14 protein-coding genes and 3 pseudogenes are annotated in these 16,828 nt (G+C 61.4%); 8 read left to right on the forward strand and 9 right to left on the reverse strand.

All coding sequences use genetic code 11. From position 1 onward, the window contains the following. Positions 1–220 precede the first annotated feature (220 nt). Both FNU79_RS14770 and FNU79_RS14775 read right to left on the reverse strand, forming a co-directional pair. A complete protein-coding gene (locus FNU79_RS14770) occupies positions 221–1,192 on the reverse strand; it encodes an SMP-30/gluconolactonase/LRE family protein (protein WP_143721580.1) in 972 nt (323 codons plus the stop codon). Positions 1,193–1,248: 56 nt separating this feature from the next. Further along, positions 1,249–1,779 (reverse strand): hypothetical protein, encoded by a 531-nt coding sequence (locus FNU79_RS14775; protein ID WP_143721581.1) that lies wholly within the window; start codon positions 1,777–1,779, stop codon positions 1,249–1,251. Positions 1,780–1,907: 128 nt separating this feature from the next. Here FNU79_RS14775 and FNU79_RS14780 point away from each other — a divergent pair, with 128 nt between their 5' ends. Continuing rightward, positions 1,908–4,202 carry a helix-turn-helix domain-containing protein gene (locus FNU79_RS14780; RefSeq protein WP_143721582.1) on the forward strand — a complete coding sequence of 765 codons (2,295 nt, stop codon included), beginning with the start codon at positions 1,908–1,910 and terminating at the stop codon, positions 4,200–4,202. Between the two features lie 136 nt (positions 4,203–4,338). Here FNU79_RS14780 and FNU79_RS19510 read toward each other — a convergent pair. Next, positions 4,339–5,086, reverse strand: a pseudogene (locus tag FNU79_RS19510) (IS6 family transposase); the annotation flags it as partial. A 6-nt stretch (positions 5,087–5,092) separates the two neighbouring features. Between FNU79_RS19510 and FNU79_RS14790 the strand changes: the two are divergent. From FNU79_RS14790 to FNU79_RS14805, 4 genes and pseudogenes are all read left to right on the forward strand, one after another. Beyond that, positions 5,093–5,577 (forward strand): annotated as a pseudogene (locus FNU79_RS14790) (DDE-type integrase/transposase/recombinase); the annotation flags it as partial. A 255-nt stretch (positions 5,578–5,832) separates the two neighbouring features. Next, on the forward strand, positions 5,833–6,831 hold the full coding sequence (locus FNU79_RS14795; RefSeq protein WP_143721584.1) for an iron ABC transporter substrate-binding protein: 999 nt from the start codon (positions 5,833–5,835) through the stop codon (positions 6,829–6,831). Between the two features lie 438 nt (positions 6,832–7,269). After that, positions 7,270–8,829 carry an ABC transporter permease gene (locus FNU79_RS14800; RefSeq protein ID WP_143721585.1) on the forward strand — a complete coding sequence of 520 codons (1,560 nt, stop codon included), beginning with the start codon at positions 7,270–7,272 and terminating at the stop codon, positions 8,827–8,829. Positions 8,830–8,839: 10 nt separating this feature from the next. Further along, positions 8,840–9,943 (forward strand): ABC transporter ATP-binding protein, encoded by a 1,104-nt coding sequence (locus FNU79_RS14805; RefSeq protein WP_143721586.1) that lies wholly within the window; start codon positions 8,840–8,842, stop codon positions 9,941–9,943. Positions 9,944–10,176: 233 nt separating this feature from the next. Here FNU79_RS14805 and FNU79_RS14810 read toward each other — a convergent pair whose 3' ends face one another. Together FNU79_RS14810 and FNU79_RS14815 are read right to left on the reverse strand one after the other, a co-directional pair. Beyond that, complete coding sequence (locus tag FNU79_RS14810) at positions 10,177–10,584, reverse strand: RidA family protein (protein WP_143721587.1); 408 nt, start codon at positions 10,582–10,584, stop codon at positions 10,177–10,179. After that, positions 10,584–11,555, reverse strand: coding sequence for a threo-3-hydroxy-L-aspartate ammonia-lyase (locus FNU79_RS14815; protein ID WP_143721588.1), 972 nt, complete (start codon positions 11,553–11,555; stop codon positions 10,584–10,586). Before FNU79_RS14815 ends, FNU79_RS14810 begins: the two co-directional genes overlap by 1 nt. A 166-nt stretch (positions 11,556–11,721) precedes the next feature. Between FNU79_RS14815 and FNU79_RS14820 the strand changes: the two genes are divergently transcribed. The 3 genes from FNU79_RS14820 to FNU79_RS19180 all read left to right on the forward strand — a co-directional run bounded on the left by FNU79_RS14820 (position 11,722) and on the right by FNU79_RS19180 (position 12,378). Further along, positions 11,722–11,934, forward strand: a complete 213-nt coding sequence (locus tag FNU79_RS14820) for a hypothetical protein (protein ID WP_143721589.1) — start codon at positions 11,722–11,724, stop codon at positions 11,932–11,934. A 27-nt stretch (positions 11,935–11,961) separates the two neighbouring features. Beyond that, the gene (locus FNU79_RS19670; RefSeq protein WP_263862374.1) at positions 11,962–12,087 is read left to right on the forward strand and encodes a hypothetical protein; all 126 of its coding nucleotides are present in this window, start codon (positions 11,962–11,964) and stop codon (positions 12,085–12,087) included. Between the two features lie 126 nt (positions 12,088–12,213). After that, complete coding sequence (locus tag FNU79_RS19180; RefSeq protein ID WP_185974736.1) at positions 12,214–12,378, forward strand: hypothetical protein; 165 nt, start codon at positions 12,214–12,216, stop codon at positions 12,376–12,378. Between the two features lie 172 nt (positions 12,379–12,550). Here the strand turns inward: FNU79_RS19180 and FNU79_RS14825 are convergent. The 4 genes and pseudogenes from FNU79_RS14825 to FNU79_RS14840 form a co-directional block, all read right to left on the reverse strand. Then, positions 12,551–13,261 (reverse strand): annotated as a pseudogene (locus FNU79_RS14825) (IS6 family transposase). 116 nt (positions 13,262–13,377) lie between these two features. Next, a complete protein-coding gene (locus FNU79_RS14830) occupies positions 13,378–14,166 on the reverse strand; it encodes an SDR family oxidoreductase (RefSeq protein ID WP_143721590.1) in 789 nt (262 codons plus the stop codon). A gap of 218 nt (positions 14,167–14,384) precedes the next feature. Continuing rightward, positions 14,385–15,905 carry a carboxypeptidase M32 gene (locus FNU79_RS14835; RefSeq protein ID WP_404825799.1) on the reverse strand — a complete coding sequence of 507 codons (1,521 nt, stop codon included), beginning with the start codon at positions 15,903–15,905 and terminating at the stop codon, positions 14,385–14,387. A 2-nt stretch (positions 15,906–15,907) separates the two neighbouring features. Beyond that, entirely contained in the window at positions 15,908–16,804 is an 897-nt protein-coding gene (locus FNU79_RS14840) for a dihydrodipicolinate synthase family protein (protein WP_143721592.1), read from the reverse strand. Between the last annotated feature and the right edge of the window lie 24 nt (positions 16,805–16,828).

The raw sequence follows: 16,828 nt of genomic DNA on the forward strand, positions 1-16,828 counted from the left end.
AGAACCAACTTAGGCACTTGACCCCACCAGTGTGCACCTTTTTGCAGCTGCCTCATGGCGGCTCTGCTGAGTTAGGTCGGCCTCCGGATACCCACATACGCTGCTGGACTCCCGCGTGCCCGTGGTCTGTCTGGGACGGCATCTTTCACTTGGCGTACAAAATTTCAGGAATCGTGTTTTGTTCCCCTAAGCACAGCACCAACCGTTTACCTGGGCGAGATTATTTGGGAATGGTTACACTCAATACGGTAAATGGCACCTCGGGCGTCAGGCCGGAGCCTTGCTTGTCGAACTGTGAGTTGACGACCAGCAGACGATCACCGACCTGCGCGATGGTCGTCGGGAAACGCAGGCGGTCATCGGTCAAGGCCACGCCCAGCTTGCCGCTGCTGAAGTCCGCCGAGAGGGTAATCGGTACGATGCTGGAATCGGCAACGGCGTACAGCGTTGGCCCGTTGAACAGGAGACCGTCGCCGTGGACCTCGATCCCGCCCAGATCAATCTCCTTCACCGTCTTGTCGGCGATAGTGATGCGGTACAGCTTGCCGGTGTTCGACTGCACCACGATCAGGTACTGACCGCCCGGTGTGACGACAATACCGTTGAGATTGGGGGCACTGCCCGGACCAAACGGCAGATATTTCACGGCGGTCGTGCTCAGGTCCAGCCAGGCCTCAATCTCGCCCACGCTGTTGGCAGTGCGGCTGACCCGGAACAAGATGGGGCGGGCAGAATCGGTGAAGTAGGCGGCGTCTGCCGAGAGCGCGACGTCATTGATGAAGCGCTCCGGCGCTTCAGGCGTGTCAAACGCTTTAATCGGTGCCTTGGTCGCCGTATCGTAAACGAAGATCTTGCCGCTGGTTCCGCCGGCCATGTACAGCCACCCGCCCTCGTCAACTTTCATGCCCAGGACCGAGGGGCGCTCAGGAACAGGGGGCAGCATGACCTCAGCGTTGGCCTTGCCCAATGTTCCCTTGAAGATGGTGCCGTCGGTCGTACTACTGACGTAAAAGTTCTGGCTTCCAGCCTGGTGCGCCACCCCTTCGGGGAACACCGAGTTGCCAGGCAAGCTATAGCTAATCATCTCAGACACGGCTGTCTTCTGGGCGCTCATGGTGCCGGGGATTCCCAGCAAGCCCAGAGTGAGAAGCGCGAACGAAGTGCGGCGCAAAACGACGTTGAGCGAGAACATAGAGGCTCCTCAGGGGCAGGTCAGATCCGCTGCCACTTCACTGCTTGACTGGTTCACTACTGCGGTGGGCCGATGTACAGTTGCACCTGCCCGGTGTCGCTCAAACGCGGTTTGCAGGCGTCCTCAATGGGCATAAAGGTCATGGCGACCTTCTGATCGCCCATTTTCACCACGAGCACCTCCTGCACACTGCGGGCGCACTCGGGCATGCTGGGTGGTGGGTTTTCCACGTTAATGGTCATGCGGTTGCCCTCGAAGCTGTACGTGCCGTGCGGAAAAGGGCTGAAGCTGGCGGCAGCGGCGTGCTCCTGGGTATCAGCCAGGGCGAAGGTGCCGTCGGCACTGAAGTGGACGTACCCCATCCCGCCCGCCGTCGTGAAGTCCGGACTGCTCAGGTACTGCCTCCAGACGCCCGCCATGTCGCTGATCTGGGTCGCCATCACCACACAAGGCATGGTCTTTCCAGCTTCGCAGGTGACGAGTGGGGGCCGGGCGGCAGCCAGCTCCAAAAAGCCTCCATCTTCAGAGTACGGGCGAGCGAACGCAGAGCCTATGAGCAGCGGCAGAACCATCAACATTCTGTTCATACTTCCTCCTATCCAGTGGATAACACCATTGAAAACCTTCGTCCCAGACGGCACAAGCGTTTTTCAGTACCGATGTCGTACCATGAGTCGTACAGGGGCCACGAATTCCACAGGGAGGCAGGCAGGCCATGAATGGAATGCAGGCGACGGATACTCCCGGCAATCCGGGTTTCGCTGCTTGGGTTCGCGCCAAGCGCAAGTCGTTGTGGCTGTCCCAGAAGAAACTGGCCCGGCTGGTGGGCTGCGCCCTTGTCACCATCCAGAAGATCGAAGAGGGCCACCGCCGCCCCTCGCCCGCCGTAGCCGAGGCACTGGCACGGCATCTGGAAATCACTGAAGAGCAGCTTCAGCAGTTCCTGCACCTGGCCAGAACCACGCCCATCACTACTCGCGTGCCTACCTCCACCAGCCCACCTCGGGACAGGTTGCCTATGCCGCTCCAGCCCTTAATTGGGCGCGAAGACCTGCTCACGGGTGTCCAGCAGCATCTGCTGTCGCCTTCTGTGCAGATGATCACGCTGACCGGGCCGCCAGGTGTGGGCAAGACCCGCCTGGCTGTGCAGGTGGCCGCAGAACTGCGCGGAGAATTCGGGGGCAATCTATATTTCGTGCCGCTCGCCTCACTCGACGATCACGAGCAGGTGCTGCCCACCATCAACCGCCGTCTGGGCCTGCCCGATAGTGGCGCGGCGACCCCGGCAGAGCGGCTGATCCGCTTCCTTGGTGGGCGGCAACAGCTGCTGGTTCTCGACAACTTCGAGCACGTGCTCGGCGCGGCCCTCCCGCTGGCGGGTGTGTTGGAAGCCTGCCCCGGTCTGCGGCTGCTCATTACCAGCCGGACGGCACTGCGGCTGTCTGGCGAGCAAGAATGGCCGCTGAAACCGCTGGAACATGGCCCGGCAGCGCAGTTGTTCGCAGAACGCGTGCGGGCCTTCGATCCGGCGTTTGTGCTGAGTACCCAGACCTTGCCTGCCGTGACCGAGATCGTCTCCCGGCTGGACGGTCTGCCGCTCGCCATCGAGCTGGCCGCCATGCGCCTGCGTTATGGGCCGCCGGAGGCCCTGGTCATCCGTCTGCGCACAACGTTGCTCGGCTCGCTTGGGTCGGGGCCAGTCGATGGGCCAGCCCGCCAGCACACCCTCCAGGCGGCCATCGCCTGGAGCTACCAGCGGCTGGACCCACGGTTGCAGCGGGTCTTCCGGCAGCTCGGGATCTTCGTGGGTGGATGGAGCGTCGAGGCCGCCGAAGCCATTGCTGGGGCAGCCCCCAGCGATCTGGAAAGCCTACTCGACGGCCACCTGATCCAGCAGGGAGGCCAGCGCTTGGGCATCCTCGAGACCCTGCGGGCCTATGCCCTGGAGCAGTTGGACACCCGCCACGAGGCGGCGGCAGCCAGAGACGCGCATCAAGCGTATTACCTCGCGGCGGCGCAGACCCACCAGGATACTGATCTGGACTGGTTCGAGGCCGAGGTGGGCAACCTGCGGACCGCGCTGCGTGCTCAGCTGGACGGCAGGCAGGTGGAAGCGGCACTGAATCTGGCGCTGGCCATCTACTGGTTCTGGGAAACGCGGGGCTACCAGCACGAGGGGCTGAAGTGGTTCTCTCTGATTCTGAAGCAGTCAGCGCGGGTGGCCCCACCGCTGCGCTTGGCGGGCCTGAACACCGCAGCGACGCTGGCCTGGCAGTCGGGGCGTTTCGACCTGAGCCGCAGCTGGTTGGCCGAGGCCACGGCGCTGAGCAGGGAGACCGGCGACTCCGAGTGGGAGGCCAGGGTGCTGATGAACCAGGGCAAGGTTGAGGTGGATCAGGGCTGCTATGCGCAGGCAAGGCGGGTGCTGGAACCGGCGCTGCGGCTGGCACGCGATCTCTCCTCTCCTTGGCTGGTCTGCGCCGTGCTGCTCCAGATGACCACGGTCAGCCTCTGCCTGGGTGAGCAGGACCAGACACAGATACTGGCGGACGAAGGGCTTGCGCTCTGCCACGACCATCCTGGTCTGTTCTGGGAAGCGCCGCTGCTTGAAGTGCTGGGCCTGGTTGCCCTGGAACGGGGGCAAGCATCCCTGGCGCGGCGGCACCTGATTCAGGCGCTCAGGCTCATGGGAAAGTTTGATCATCGCCTGATGCAAAGCCTGATCCTGACCACCTTTGCGGCCACGCTGGCTGGACCGGATGCGGACCAGGACGACTTGAGGCAGGCAGTGGGTCTCTGGGCCTGCGCCGAGGCAACCCGCAATTGCTCCGGCTACGGCTGGTCGGTGGCCATCGGGGAACGCTTCGAGCGCTGGACCTCCCAGTCCAGGCAGCGGCTGGGAGATCCTGACTGGATTCTGGCCTGGGCGGCTGGCCGGACCATGCCCCTTCAGGATGCAGTGGCCGACCTGCTGGCCGAGGCGACAGAACGCCTCTCTCCACCGATCTGAAGAAGTCCTGTATCCTCTCGCTGGCCGCTTCAGCTGGGCTGCCCGTTTCCACCTGCAAGGATATCTCGGCAGGATTCTGGCAAGTTGTTGCTGACAAGGTAGACCCGAGGAGCAGCGGCAGCAGGTGGCCTGAACTTCAAGCCACCTGCTGCACGACGGCCTTCCAGCTTCGCAGTGCGGTTCCTAGAAAGGATCGTCGGTCGTGAGCGGGAATGGTCGAGCGGGTAGAGCCGTGAAGATTGGTGTCTTGGGCAGAACAGCGCCGATGACGACGCTTGCCCGCTGATTCTCGCGTGCATGTCGAGAAATCCTTGGGTCCGTTTGACCTGCTGAAATCCCAGTTGGCCCCGTTCCTGACGTTGTGTAGGCCGATGAGACTGTCTTGGGCAGAACGGGAGGAATGGCCCCATACGGGTGTCCGTTCATGACGATACGCCCGGATGGACGCCTGCCCACTGTTCAATCAGGTTGTTGCACCGGGCGGTTGAGATCACCTGCTGGTGATCGACATCCTCCAGGATCGGAAGTTCGCGGATGGCCGCCCCGTAACGTGCCAGCTTATCCGTGCAGACTGTGTCTGGAACGTCGTATTCGCCTAATAGTCGCTGGAAGAAAGACCGTGCTGCGTCTGTGTCTCGGTGGCGCTGAAGCAGCACGTCAAGCACGGCCCCGTGTTCGTCAACCGCTCTCCAAAGCCAGTGGGTCACCCCACCCACGACCACGTGCATTTCATCGAGATGCCACCGGGAACCCCGCCAGGGTTCCCGGTGGCGTAAGTTCTGAGCAAACTCACTACTGAAATTGATGCACCAGGTGCGGATAGACTCGCGGGAGACATCAATACCGCGCTCGAACAACAGTTCCTCGACATCCCGGTAACTCAGGGCATGTGGCACGTGGATAAGGTTTGTACGAGCGTCGATGGCGTCCGGCATTGGTCATGGCGGGCGGTCGATGAGCACAGTTTCGTGCTCGATATTCTCCTCCAGCGGTAGACACCGAAGCGGCGAAGACCTTCCTGACCCGGCTGCTAGGAGAATACGATATCCCAGAGGTCATCCATACCGATCAGCTCCGCAGCTACGGAGCCGCGATCCGAGAGATCCCGAGCCTGGTCAACGTCGACCACCAACACGTCATCTCCACGGCCCGACGTAACAACATCATCGAACAATCCCACCGTCCCACACGGCGACAAGAGCGAAGTCAGCAAAGGTTCAGGCAACGGAAACGCGCTCAAGAATTCCTGACTTTGCACGCCCGAGTGACCAACCTCCACCATCATTCCCGCACCAGCGTCTCCGCATCAACCAGAAGACAAAATCAGAACCATGCATTTCAGACGTGGTCTGCGGTTGTAGCAGGAGTGGCCTGAACTTCAGGCCACTCCTGCCCTCAGCCTACCGTGACGCAAATTAAGACAACACAACCCTGCAAATTGCTACCGACTTTGCCAACGGAATCCAGGCGTCAGATGATCCCGACTTGGCTGAATGGAGGAGAGAAAGGGGAGGGTCACGTCCAACGGTGTGCTTTTACCCCGTTACATCTCACGACAGTTTCCCTGATCCACTCCCACCCGGGACATTTATACCTTACTAATCCGACCTGTTTACTTAGGATTGAGGACATGCGAAACGCAATGCTTTCCACTATCGCCCTCCTGGTGACAGGCACCACACTGGCCCAATCGACCCAATCCATCACTCTCTACTCCGGGCGTGGCAAGACCTTTGTGGAACCGATTGTCCAGCAGTTCGAGAAAAAGACAGGGATCAAGGTCAACGTGCGTTACGGCAACGACGCGCAACTGGTGGCGGCCCTGCGTGAGGAGGGTGACCGCAGCCCCGCAGACGTGTTCTGGGGCAACTCGGTGGGTGCGCTGGGCGAACTGGCGAGCGAAGGTAAGTTTGTCAAACTGGGAACCTCGCTGACCCGCAACGTGGCACCGGACTATCTGCCCGCCGACCGCGCCTGGCTGCCCACCACCATCCGCTTCCGCACACTGGCCTACAACACCGAGAAGATCAAGCCCGAGCAGCTCCCAGGCAGCGTGCTGGACCTGCCGAAAATGACGTCCCTGAAAGGTCGCATCGGCTGGACCGTTTCTTACCCTAGCTTCCAGGACTTCCTGGCGGCCATGATCGCCCAGCACGGCGAGGCCACCACCAAGACGTGGCTGGAAGGCATGAAAGCGCTGCAACCCAAGGATTACAAGACCAGCAACGTGGGCATGCTGGAAGCCATGCGTGCCGGTGAAATCGACGTGGGTCTGACCAACCACTACTACATCCAGCGCGTCAATCGCCTGAACTACCCCATCGACACCTATTTCTTTAAGAACGGCGATATCGGCAACCTGGGTAACGCCACGGGCGCAGGCATCCTCAAGACCAGCAAGAACGCGGCAGCCGCCACCCGTTTCCTGAGCAATCTGGTGGGCAAGGACGCGCAGACCTTCTTCCTGAGCGTCAACTTTGAGTACCCCGTGATCGGCGACATTCTGCAACCCACCACCATGCGCCCCTTCAGCGAGATGAGCAAGCGCGGCCCGAAGATTGATCCTACCGCCCTGCCGAAGAACATCGAGAAGGCACAGAAGCTGCTGCGCGACGCCGGACTGCTGTAAGCCCTGACTCCCAATTCGGCCCCGTTCCTTATCGGTGCGGGGCTTTTCATACTCCACTGCGGAATGGGAAATCTGTGGCTGCTGGGAGCGGGCGTGTTGCGAGGGTTGGCGGTGCCTGGCCTTCGGCGTGGCCGCCGTCCTTCTGTTGATCGCTACCAGCGTGAGGGTAAACGCGCTGCTGAGGGCATTCCTCCCTCCGCCCTATCCAGTGATTGGAATTTCCACCAAATCTCAGAGTTCGCAGGGCCTGAGTAACGGCATCCTGTTCGCCTCTCCACTGCTGCTGCTCATCCTGTCGTGGCGGGCATGGCGAGGACGCACGAGATAGAGCAAGACCAGCTCTAGCCGAAATTCACACCTTGCGTTTGACTTGGGGACAATCCTGACTAATCCGGTCTGTTAAAGTGACTCGGCTGGCCTGAGTTCCCAAACCTCCTTATGACCCGAAGACTGCCCTTTTTTCTATTGCTGCCCGCCCTGCTCACGCTGCTGGGCGTGCTGGTGCCGCTGTCGTATCTCGTTTTGCGTGCTCTGGGAGCCGAGCCGGGCGAGTTGCGCGAGATCGTCTTTCGCTCGCGCAATCTGATGCTGGCGGGCAACACGTTGTTGCTGGGCGCTTCAGTGCTGCTGACTACCACGCTGGTGGCACTGCCACTGGCCTTTCTGGCGGCCCGCACTGACCTGCGCCCACGCGGAGTGCTCACGCTGCTAGGCGTGCTGCCGCTGGCGATTCCGGGATATGTGGGAGCCTACGCTTTCATCGCGGCGGGCGGGGCAGGTGGAGCCATCAATACCCTGACGGGCCTGCGCGTGCCAGGGCCGAGCGGTTTCTGGGGCGCGCTGCTGGTGCTGACGCTGTTCACCTTTCCGTACCTCTTCCTGAACCTCCATGCTGCGCTACGAACGCAGGACCCCGCCCTAGAAGACGCCGCTCGCCTGCTAGGCCGTACCCGCTGGCAAACCTTCTGGCAGGTGACGGTGCCGCACTTGCGCCCGGCGTGGCTGTCGGGTGGACTACTGATCGGTTTGCACACCCTGGGCGATTTCAGCGTGGTCAGCCTGATGCGCTACCCCACCTTCAGCGCGGCCATCTATCAGCAGTACACGGCGGCCTATGACCGGGTGTATTCGGCGTGGCTGGCGCTGCTCCTGCTGCTGCTGACCGGGGCGGCCCTGTGGTTGGAGGCCCGCTTTATGCGCGGAGTCTTCTTGTCACGGGTGTCGCCAGCCACGGCTAGAAAACCCAGTGTGGTGAAACTGGGCCATCTGCGCCCGCTGGCGTGGCTGTTCGTGGGGGTCCTGGCCTTTGTATCGCTGATTGTGCCACTGGGGACGGTACTGTACTGGCTGGAACTGGACAACAACCCGTTCAACCCGTTCGCCTGGTCTGGTCTGCTGGCCGCCCTGCAATCCGCGCTGGGGGCGGCAGCGCTGGCTGCCGTGACGACAACGGCGCTGGCCCTGCCGCTGGCCATCATTGGCAGCCGCTTTACTGGACGCTGGCCACGCGTCATCGAGCGGGCCGCGTACCTGGGTTACGCCACGCCGCCGCTGGCCTTCGCGCTGGCGCTGATCTTCTTCGTGCTGCGGGCCGCGCCGCCGCTGTACCAGACCCTGCCGCTGCTGATCATTGCCTACACGCTGCACTTTGTCGCGGAGGCCATCGGCCCGATTCGCAGTGGGCTGGTGCGGGCCACGCCCCGGCTGGAGGAAGCCGCCCGCGTGCTGGGCGTCACGCGTAGTGGGGCGTTGCGGCGGGTTACGTTGCCGCTGCTGGGGCCGGGGCTGTTAGTCAGCGCGGCCTTCGTGTTCCTGAGTGTTCTTAAGGAGCTACCGCTGACGCTGCTGCTGTCGCCCATTGGTTTTGAAACCTTGGCCCGCAACGTCTGGTCCTACACCGAGGAAGCCCAGTACGCCAGCGCTGCTCCCTACGCTCTGGCCTTGGCGGCGGTGGGGGCCGTGCTGACCCTGCTCATCCTGCGGCGGGAACGGGAATGAGGAGGTCTGTATGACAATCACCAACAAACACAAGCTGGAGGCGGGTCAGATTGACCTCTCAACCTCCGCCCCACCCGCGCTGGAATTGCGGGGCCTAGTCAAGCACTTCTATGCGCAAGGCCGTCCTACCACCACTCTGCCCCCGGTGGTGGATAACCTGAGTTTGCAGGTTGCGCCAGGGGAACTGCTGACCTTGCTGGGGCCATCGGGTTGCGGAAAAACGACGACCCTGCGCCTGATCGCTGGGCTGGAGGAGCCGGACGGCGGCGCGGTCTGGATCGACGGGCGCAATATGACCCAGCCGCCGCAGCCGCCCGAACGCCGGGGCGTGGGGCTGGTCTTTCAGGATTACGCGCTGTTCCCACACCTGAGCGTGCTGGGCAATGTGCTGTTCGGACTGAATCGTCTACCGCGCGCCCAGCGTCTACTGCGCGCCCGCGAGACGCTGTCATTGGTGGGCCTGACCGTCTTCGAGTCGCGGATGCCCCATCAGTTGTCCGGCGGTCAGCAACAGCGTGTCGCGCTGGCCCGCGCGCTGGCCCCACGCCCGCGCTTATTGCTGCTGGACGAGCCGTTTTCCAACTTGGACGCGCAACTGCGCCACTCCACCCGCCAGGAGGTACGCACCATCCTGCGCCGCAGCGGCGTGGCGGCCATTCTGGTCACGCACGATCAGGAGGAGGCCCTAGCCTTCAGTGACCGCATCGCTCTGATGCGCGCTGGGCAGATCGAGCAGATCGGCACCCCGCAGGAGGTTTATGCCCGCCCGCGCACCGCTTTTGTCGCTTCCTTCCTGGGCCGGAGCAACCTGCTCTCCGGCACTGTTCAGGCGGGAGTGGCCCGCACGGTGCTGGGGAACATCCAACTGGAGGGCAAGACTGCTCCTGATGGCCCGGTGATGATCAGTGTGCGCCCCGAGCATCTGGCCTTCTCCGAGGGCAACTCCGGGGCCGAGGCGGTGGTGCTGGCCCGTGAGTTCAGGGGCCACGCCGTGACCTATACGTTGGCGCTGGGACAAAAGGAATTACTGCTCCTCGATACGGGTCACACACTGCATGCCGAGGGCGAACGGGTGCGCGTGTGTGCCGTGCGGACCGGACGGGTGGTGCGCTGAGGGCATCATGAAATCTTCTGGAATTTGAGCGAGGCCACCAGAAAGCGGGGAGAATACCGTTCCAAGGAATATCAGCACATACACCTGCCAGACCGCATCGACTAGGTGCAGCAGCCCGATCACTGCCGGGCCGTCGCCGATGCTTTCTCTCAGAGAAATCTAAGGCTGACGAATGGTCACGCTGAACCCGCTGCAATCTTCGTCAGATTGAGGCTTCGTGCGTTCGGTCACGCTTACTCCTTTTGAGCTGCGGGAACGGATACCTGCGCGACCGCCTCGAGTTCGAGGGCGACACCGAAATGAAGGGCTGGGACGGGCACGATACACCGGGCCGGTCGGTGGTCACCCATCCAATTGGCATAAAGGGCGTTGAACTGTCCCCAGAGCCCAACGTCTGTCAGGTAGACCCGAACCTGTGCCAGCTGACGGCGGCTGCTCACGCAGCCTGTCAGCACCTCGTCCAAGTTGTGGAAGACCTGCGCCACCTGAACCTCGAACGGTTCGTTGGCAAGCGTGTTACCAGCAGGATCCACCGGCAGCAGACCGGAAATGAAAGCCAGTCCACCGGCGACGACGGCGTGGCTGTAGTGCCCGCCCGGTGCTGGCAGGCCATCTGCTGTAACAAGGCGGATCTCCGACATCAGAATGCTCCCTGCAGAAGGCTGCTGAAACGGCTCAGGTCAATGTTTCCGCCCGAGATCACCACGCCCACCCGCAGCCCCCGCAAGTCGAGCTGATTGCCGAAGGCGGCAGCGGCACCCAGGCAGCCGGTCGGCTCCACCAACATCTTCATCCGGCTGGCAAAAAACGCCATCGCCTCGACGAGTTCCCCGTCACTGGCGGTCACGATGTCGTCGACCCGCTCCAGAATCACGGGGAACGTATGGCGGCCCAGATGCTGGGTCTGTGCGCCGTCGGCGATGGTCACCGGGAGATCAATATGCACGATCTGATGACTGCGAAAGCTTCTCTGTCCGTCGTTTCCAGCCTCTGGCTCGACCCCGATCACCCGGCATACAGGGTGCAGGGCCCTAGCGACCGTGGCGCAGCCGGACAGCAGCCCGCCGCCGCCGAGTGGAACAAGCAGGACGTCGAGAGGGCCGACCTCCTCGAACAATTCCTTGGCGGCCGTGCCCTGGCCCGCCATCACCTGCAGGTGATCGTAGGGCGGAACCAGGGTCAGGCCACGCTCGTGAGCGAGGCGCTGACCGATGACCTCCCGGTCCTCGGTGGCGCGGTCGTACAGCACCACCTCTGCACCGTACCCCCGGGTGGCCTCAAGCTTGATGGTGGGGGCGTCGGCTGGCATCACGATAACCGCCGGGATGCCGAGCAACTTTGCCGCCAGCGCGATTCCCTGGGCGTGGTTGCCCGACGAGAACGCCACCACACCCAGGCGGCGCTGCTCTGGCGTGAACTGCGCGAGCGCGTTGTACGCCCCCCGGAACTTGAAGGCTCCCATCCGCTGGAAGTTCTCGCATTTGAAGTACAGCTGCGCTCCCAGCCTCTCATTCGCGGTGGTGGAGGTCAGCACGGGCGTCTGAGAGATGACGCCGACAAGCCGTTCATGGGCGCGGACCACATCATCGTAAGAAAAAGTTGCACCAGTCATCCCATCAGCCTAGAGGATCTTGAAACCAGTCATGGCAGACAAGCGGGGCAGCGGGCGAACGGCTTGATTGGATCAGGTCGCCTGACAGTTGTGTTGGCTGCCATCAGCTTTAGTGTCAGTGGCCACGCCTCTGCATCGTCGCTCCTCCAGCCAGTAAGTCGCAGACATGGGCACTCTCAGCCGCGAGATGGAAGTCTCAGCAATGCACTGGCTCCTGGCCTGCGGCCTGGAAGCCGAACGTTTCACCAACGCCAAGCGCACCCTCGACGCAGCCCAAGACCGCCTGCTCGACGAGGGATACTTGAAAGACGCCGCCTTCACGGGCCGGGGCAAGGCCGGGACGTTCCAGTACACGTTCGCCTCTGCGCCGGAACCGTAACTGGTGGACCTGCTGCTGGCCAGAGGAGTGACCCGGCCTGTCGCCGAGTCACTCGCAGCGGATCATCCTGACCGGGTGCGGCCCGCGATTCAGTCCGTAGATGAACGCCTGACCAGCGGCTGGAACCGCGCTCCCTGGCTGCCTCGCTGGTAGACGCCGTGTGGAACCCGGCGAAGTGGGGCTACGCTACGGCCCCTGAGAAGGTTAAGAAGGGGCTTGTCAAGCCGCGCTCTGACTCTGAACCTACTCTCTGAGCCACCGGACCCCAGAGAGGCTATTTTGAGCAGTCTGAAGCTTAAACTCAAACGCGCTTCCTCACTGATGGCCCAAGAAGCCCTCGCGGGTCTCAGTCCTGCGGGACTCAACCTACTGAGATCGGCGCTGATGAAACCCACACCAGAGTATCTGGCCCTGGCCGAGCAGGTGCTGGGATCACCGCTTTAAGCAAAAAAACTGAAATGAAACTTCCAGAGAAGACCAATGGCCAAGCCACTTCACTCCGCCCAGTCGCTAGGCTGATCAAGGTGCCGAAGAGCATTCGTGCCAGGACGCAATCGCAGCGGTTCTGGGAATTTAATTGGGGAGGGGGCTGATAAGGTCAGTGGCCGTCTGAACCTCAGACGGCCACTTCAACTGCGTTCTGCCATGCCAGGTGGGCAGGGTTCTTATTTGATCTTCGGAGGCGGGCGGGGACGGTGGTCCGGGTGTGCTGGTGAAGGTTCGAAAGTCGGGCATGCAGAGCAAGAAACTCCTGTGCTCGTCGTAATTTTTTGAAACCCAGCTGACTTCGCTCCTGTTTCCGGGTAGGTCGATGGGATTGTTCAATGAGATTCTTGCATCGCGCCGTCGAGATGACCTGGACGTGCTCCACGCCGTGAAGCACCGGAAGTGCTCGAATGGCCGCTCCATAGCTCCAAAGTTTATCCGTGTGGATCACGTCTGGCATGCTGTAATTCGCCAAGAGTCTTCCGAGAAAAACCTTCGCCGCTTGGGTATCTCGCCAATCTTGTAGAAGAAGATCCAAGACCGCGCCAGAGTCATCGACGGCCCGCCATAACCAGAGTTTCTTACCACCGATTTCGATGCAGACCTCGTTCAGAAACCACCGGGAACCTCGACGGGGTTCCCGGTGTCGCAGTTCCTCGATGAGGAGGGGTGAGAACTTTATATTCCACTGGCGCAGCGTCTCGTGGCTCACCTAAATGCCGCGCTCTTGGAGCAGTTCCTGGACGTCACGCTGGCTGAGGGAGAAGCGGTGGTAGAGCCAGAGAGCGTACTGGATGATGCTCAGCGGAAAACGGTGGCGGTAGGGCTTGCGGTCAGTCACGGACGCTCAACCTACCGCGCTTAACTTGCCAGAACCTGTGGCGGTAAGGTTTGGCGTCGGTCACGGCGGATCAGCCTACACCGACCCGGTTAAGGCAACACAACTGCGGCAGCAATCTACAGGCTAGTCACGGCTCCTCCATCCACCAGCAGCACGCTGCCGTTGACGTAGCTGGCGGCGGGCGAACACAAAAAGGCCGCCACCCGCCCAAATTCTTCCGGCTGGCCAAGGCGTTTCATTGGAATCTGACCTTCGGACACGGCGCGGACTTCGCCCCGGCTCTTGCCCTGCTTGGCCGCCATGGCGTCATCCAGCTCGTTGATGCGACTCGTTTCAATTCGGCCTGGAGCCAGCCCATTCACCTGAATATTGTCGCCCGCCAGTTCCAGCGACAAACTCTTACACATCCCCTGCACAGCGGGCCGGAAGGTATTGGAAAGTGTCAAATTGTCAATCGGCTTTTTGACGCTGCTGCTGAGAATGGTCAGGACGCGCCCACCACCCGCCGATTTCATCAATGGTAAGGCCAACCGCACGCTCCGCACCACGCTCATTAGGGTGAGTTGAAAGCCTGTAGCCCACTGCACCTCACTGAGCGCTGAGAAGTTACCCGCCGGTGGCCCACCCGCGTTGCAGATCAGAACGTCCAGCTTGCCGAAAGCCGCGTTCACATCGGCAAACAACTGAGTCAAGTCAGCTTCGCTGGCAACGTCGGCCCCGAAAGCGAGGACTTCGTTGCCCGTTTTAGCGTGAATGCGCTCTGCTGCGGCCTGAGCGCGGGCTTGGTCACGCGAGCAGATGGCCACTCTTGCGCCCTCCTCCGAGAGCGCTGCTGCCGTCGCGTAGCCCAAGCCCGCACTGGCCGCCGTGACGAGCGCCGTTTTACCTGTAAGTTGTAAGTTCACTGTTGATCTCCTTTTGGTTTAGCGTTTAGATGGCCTCGCCGTCCTCAACTTTGTTCGGCCAGACCACCATGCACAGGCCTTTGGGCATAGAGAGCGCCCCACTGGAGTTACTTCGTTCAGGTTCTCATGCCTTTCCATCACCCGACTTAAGTCAATTGAGGTCGTGGGTTAGTCGCGTGAGCGAAATCGGCTGATGACCTCTCTGTTCAGCTCAAGACTTACGCCTCTAGGCGGTAGACATCCGTAAACTTTTCGTTGAGTTGTCTGAGATACGGCGCGGGATCAATCGGCTGACCCGTCGCCTGCAGCATCAAAGCGTTGGGAGTGAATTTCCGGCCATATTGGTAGACATGCTCGGTCAGCCAGGCTCTCAGAGGTGCACATTCACCGGCCCGGAGCTGAGTACTCAGTTCGGGAAGAGCCATTTGAGCCGCGTCGTATAATTGGGCGGCCATCACATTGCCCAGCGTGTAATTGGCAAAGGTGCCAAATTGACCTGAGGCCCAGTGGATGTCTTGCAAGACGCCGTCCCGGTCATCGGGGGAACAGATGCCCAGTGCAGCCTGCATCCCGCTGTTCCAGGCTTCCGGCAAATCACGGACTTCGAGTGTTCCGGCCAACAACTCTGCTTCGAGTTCCACCCGCAATCCCACATGGGCGTCGTAAGTCAGTTCATCAGCTTCCACCCGAATGAGACCTGGACGCACCAAATTGACGGCCCGGTAAAATTCGTCCACATCCACATCTCGCAGTTGCAGCGGAAAGAAAGCTTGCAGCCGCTCAAATTGCCCTTCCCAGAAAGGACGTCCCCGCGCCACTCGGTTTTCCCACAACCGACTCTGGCTCTCGTGGACGCCGAAGCTGGCTCCGCCTACTGCATAAGCATTCAAATAATCGGAAGTGAAGGCTGACCGAGTGTAATCTTCGCTCACCCCCTGCTCGTAAATGGCGTGTCCGGCCTCGTGCATCACGCCAAAGAAAGCAGTGGGGAGAAAGTCTTCGGCGTAGCGAGTGGTGATGCGGACATCGTGGCGGGTGAAGCTGATTTCAAAAGGATGCATAGAGATGTCCAGGCGGCCCCGGTTAAGGTCATAGCCCAGCATCTGCGCGAAAGACAGAGCGGCTTGACGTTGGCGCTCGGCAGGATAATGACGGTGAAGAAAGTCGTCCCTGGGTGCTTGACAGCGCTCAATGCGCTCCCGCAGCGCCGCTTGAGCGGGCAGCAGTACCCCAAAGATCGCCCGCAACTGCGCCAGCGTGACGCCCGGTTCGTACTGATGCAGCAGAGCGTCGTAAGGATGGTCTTCAAAGCCGAGTGCCTGCGCCATCTCGCGCTTGATGCTGACCAGCCGCTCAAGATGTGGCCGCAGCAACGCGAAGTCAGAAGCGGGGCGGGCCTCCTGCCAGACGGCAGTTGCCACCGCCTTGGTCTGAGCGAATTCATGGTGAAGAGGCAAGGGAATGCGGGCCAGACGCTCCGCTGCGTCGTCGAGTTGGCTCAGCATTAAAAAAGCGTCAGAGGAAGGATCAAGCCCTTTTTGATCAATCGCGATCTGGCGGCGCAAGGCCGGATCAGTCAGGCGCTGGGTGTAAACGGCGTTAACCGTGGCCAAGTGATGCGGGCGAACCGCGTTGCCCCCAGACGGCATCTGAGTGCGGGCGTCCCACGACAGCACATTAAGGACGCTGAGCAGATCCGCCAGTTCACGCATAGTCTGGAAGGAGGGTCGGTCGAACACGCTCATGAAGCTGCCTGGGGCCAGCGGCCACAAAACAGCAGCACATCCCTAATTTCCTCTTGAAGCTGAGCGTCAATCTGACTGCCGGGATGCCGCACATGGGCGTCCTGAATGGCCCCACGCAACCGGTAAATTTCTTTGCGGATCGCCAGTCCGGTGCCCGGCTGAAATTCGTACATCAGCAGTGGGGCCGCTTGGTAAAAAGTCTGTGCGGCCTCGGCACGTCGGCCCGCCGTGAAGTGGGCGAAGATTTCCACCAGCACCTCAGGAAACGAAAAGCCGGTCATAATGCCGTCGGCCCCGCGCAGCAACTCCTGATAAAAATACATGCCGCCCAGTCCGCCGACCACGCTGAGATCTGGCACACGGCGTTTGAGGGTGCTGACTTTCGGCCCGCTGGGCGGTTCCTCCAGCTTAATGACCTTGACCGCCTCTACTTCCTTTGCCAAACGCTCCACCAGATCGGCACTCATGGTTACGCCGGTTGCAGCAGGATAATCATGCAAGATGATGGGTACAGTGCTTTGCTCCCCGATCTCGCGGTAATACTCGGCGATGGCCGCTGGGCCTGCGCCGCGCGGCGGAGCCACCAAGAGTCCGCTGGCTCCCCACTGGGTCATCTGCGTGGCCTTCTTGACTGCTATACGGGTACCCTCTGCACCCGCTCCCGCGAACACTGGTATGCGGCCTGCACTTGCCGCCACCGTCGTCTCGAGAACAGCCTGCTGCTCGGCCTGATCCAGTTTGCCCGCCTCACCCAGCACTCCCAGCACCACCACGCCGTCCACACCAGTGCCGATCAGCATCTTGGTCAAGCGGTCCATGCTGGCAAGATCGAGTGCACCTGCCGCGTCAAAAGCCGTCGGCATGATGGTATATACGCCCTGAAAATTCGTCATGGCCTGTCTCCTTTAATCTTCTGA

It is taken from the genome of Deinococcus detaillensis (genome assembly GCF_007280555.1).
Taxonomy (GTDB): domain Bacteria; phylum Deinococcota; class Deinococci; order Deinococcales; family Deinococcaceae; genus Deinococcus; species Deinococcus detaillensis.

What these genes read in the sequence shown, in the direction of transcription:
- FNU79_RS14770 (WP_143721580.1), bottom strand. Translation starts at nt 1,192, where the DNA reads ATGTTCTCGCTCAACGTCGTTTTGCGCCGCACTTCGTTCGCGCTTCTC.
- FNU79_RS14775 (WP_143721581.1), bottom strand. Translation starts at nt 1,779, where the DNA reads ATGAACAGAATGTTGATGGTTCTGCCGCTGCTCATAGGCTCTGCGTTC.
- FNU79_RS14780 (WP_143721582.1), top strand. Translation starts at nt 1,908, where the DNA reads ATGAATGGAATGCAGGCGACGGATACTCCCGGCAATCCGGGTTTCGCT.
- FNU79_RS14795 (WP_143721584.1), top strand. Translation starts at nt 5,833, where the DNA reads ATGCGAAACGCAATGCTTTCCACTATCGCCCTCCTGGTGACAGGCACC.
- FNU79_RS14800 (WP_143721585.1), top strand. Translation starts at nt 7,270, where the DNA reads ATGACCCGAAGACTGCCCTTTTTTCTATTGCTGCCCGCCCTGCTCACG.
- FNU79_RS14805 (WP_143721586.1), top strand. Translation starts at nt 8,840, where the DNA reads ATGACAATCACCAACAAACACAAGCTGGAGGCGGGTCAGATTGACCTC.
- FNU79_RS14810 (WP_143721587.1), bottom strand. Translation starts at nt 10,584, where the DNA reads ATGTCGGAGATCCGCCTTGTTACAGCAGATGGCCTGCCAGCACCGGGC.
- FNU79_RS14815 (WP_143721588.1), bottom strand. Translation starts at nt 11,555, where the DNA reads ATGACTGGTGCAACTTTTTCTTACGATGATGTGGTCCGCGCCCATGAA.
- FNU79_RS14820 (WP_143721589.1), top strand. Translation starts at nt 11,722, where the DNA reads ATGGGCACTCTCAGCCGCGAGATGGAAGTCTCAGCAATGCACTGGCTC.
- FNU79_RS14840 (WP_143721592.1), bottom strand. Translation starts at nt 16,804, where the DNA reads ATGACGAATTTTCAGGGCGTATATACCATCATGCCGACGGCTTTTGAC.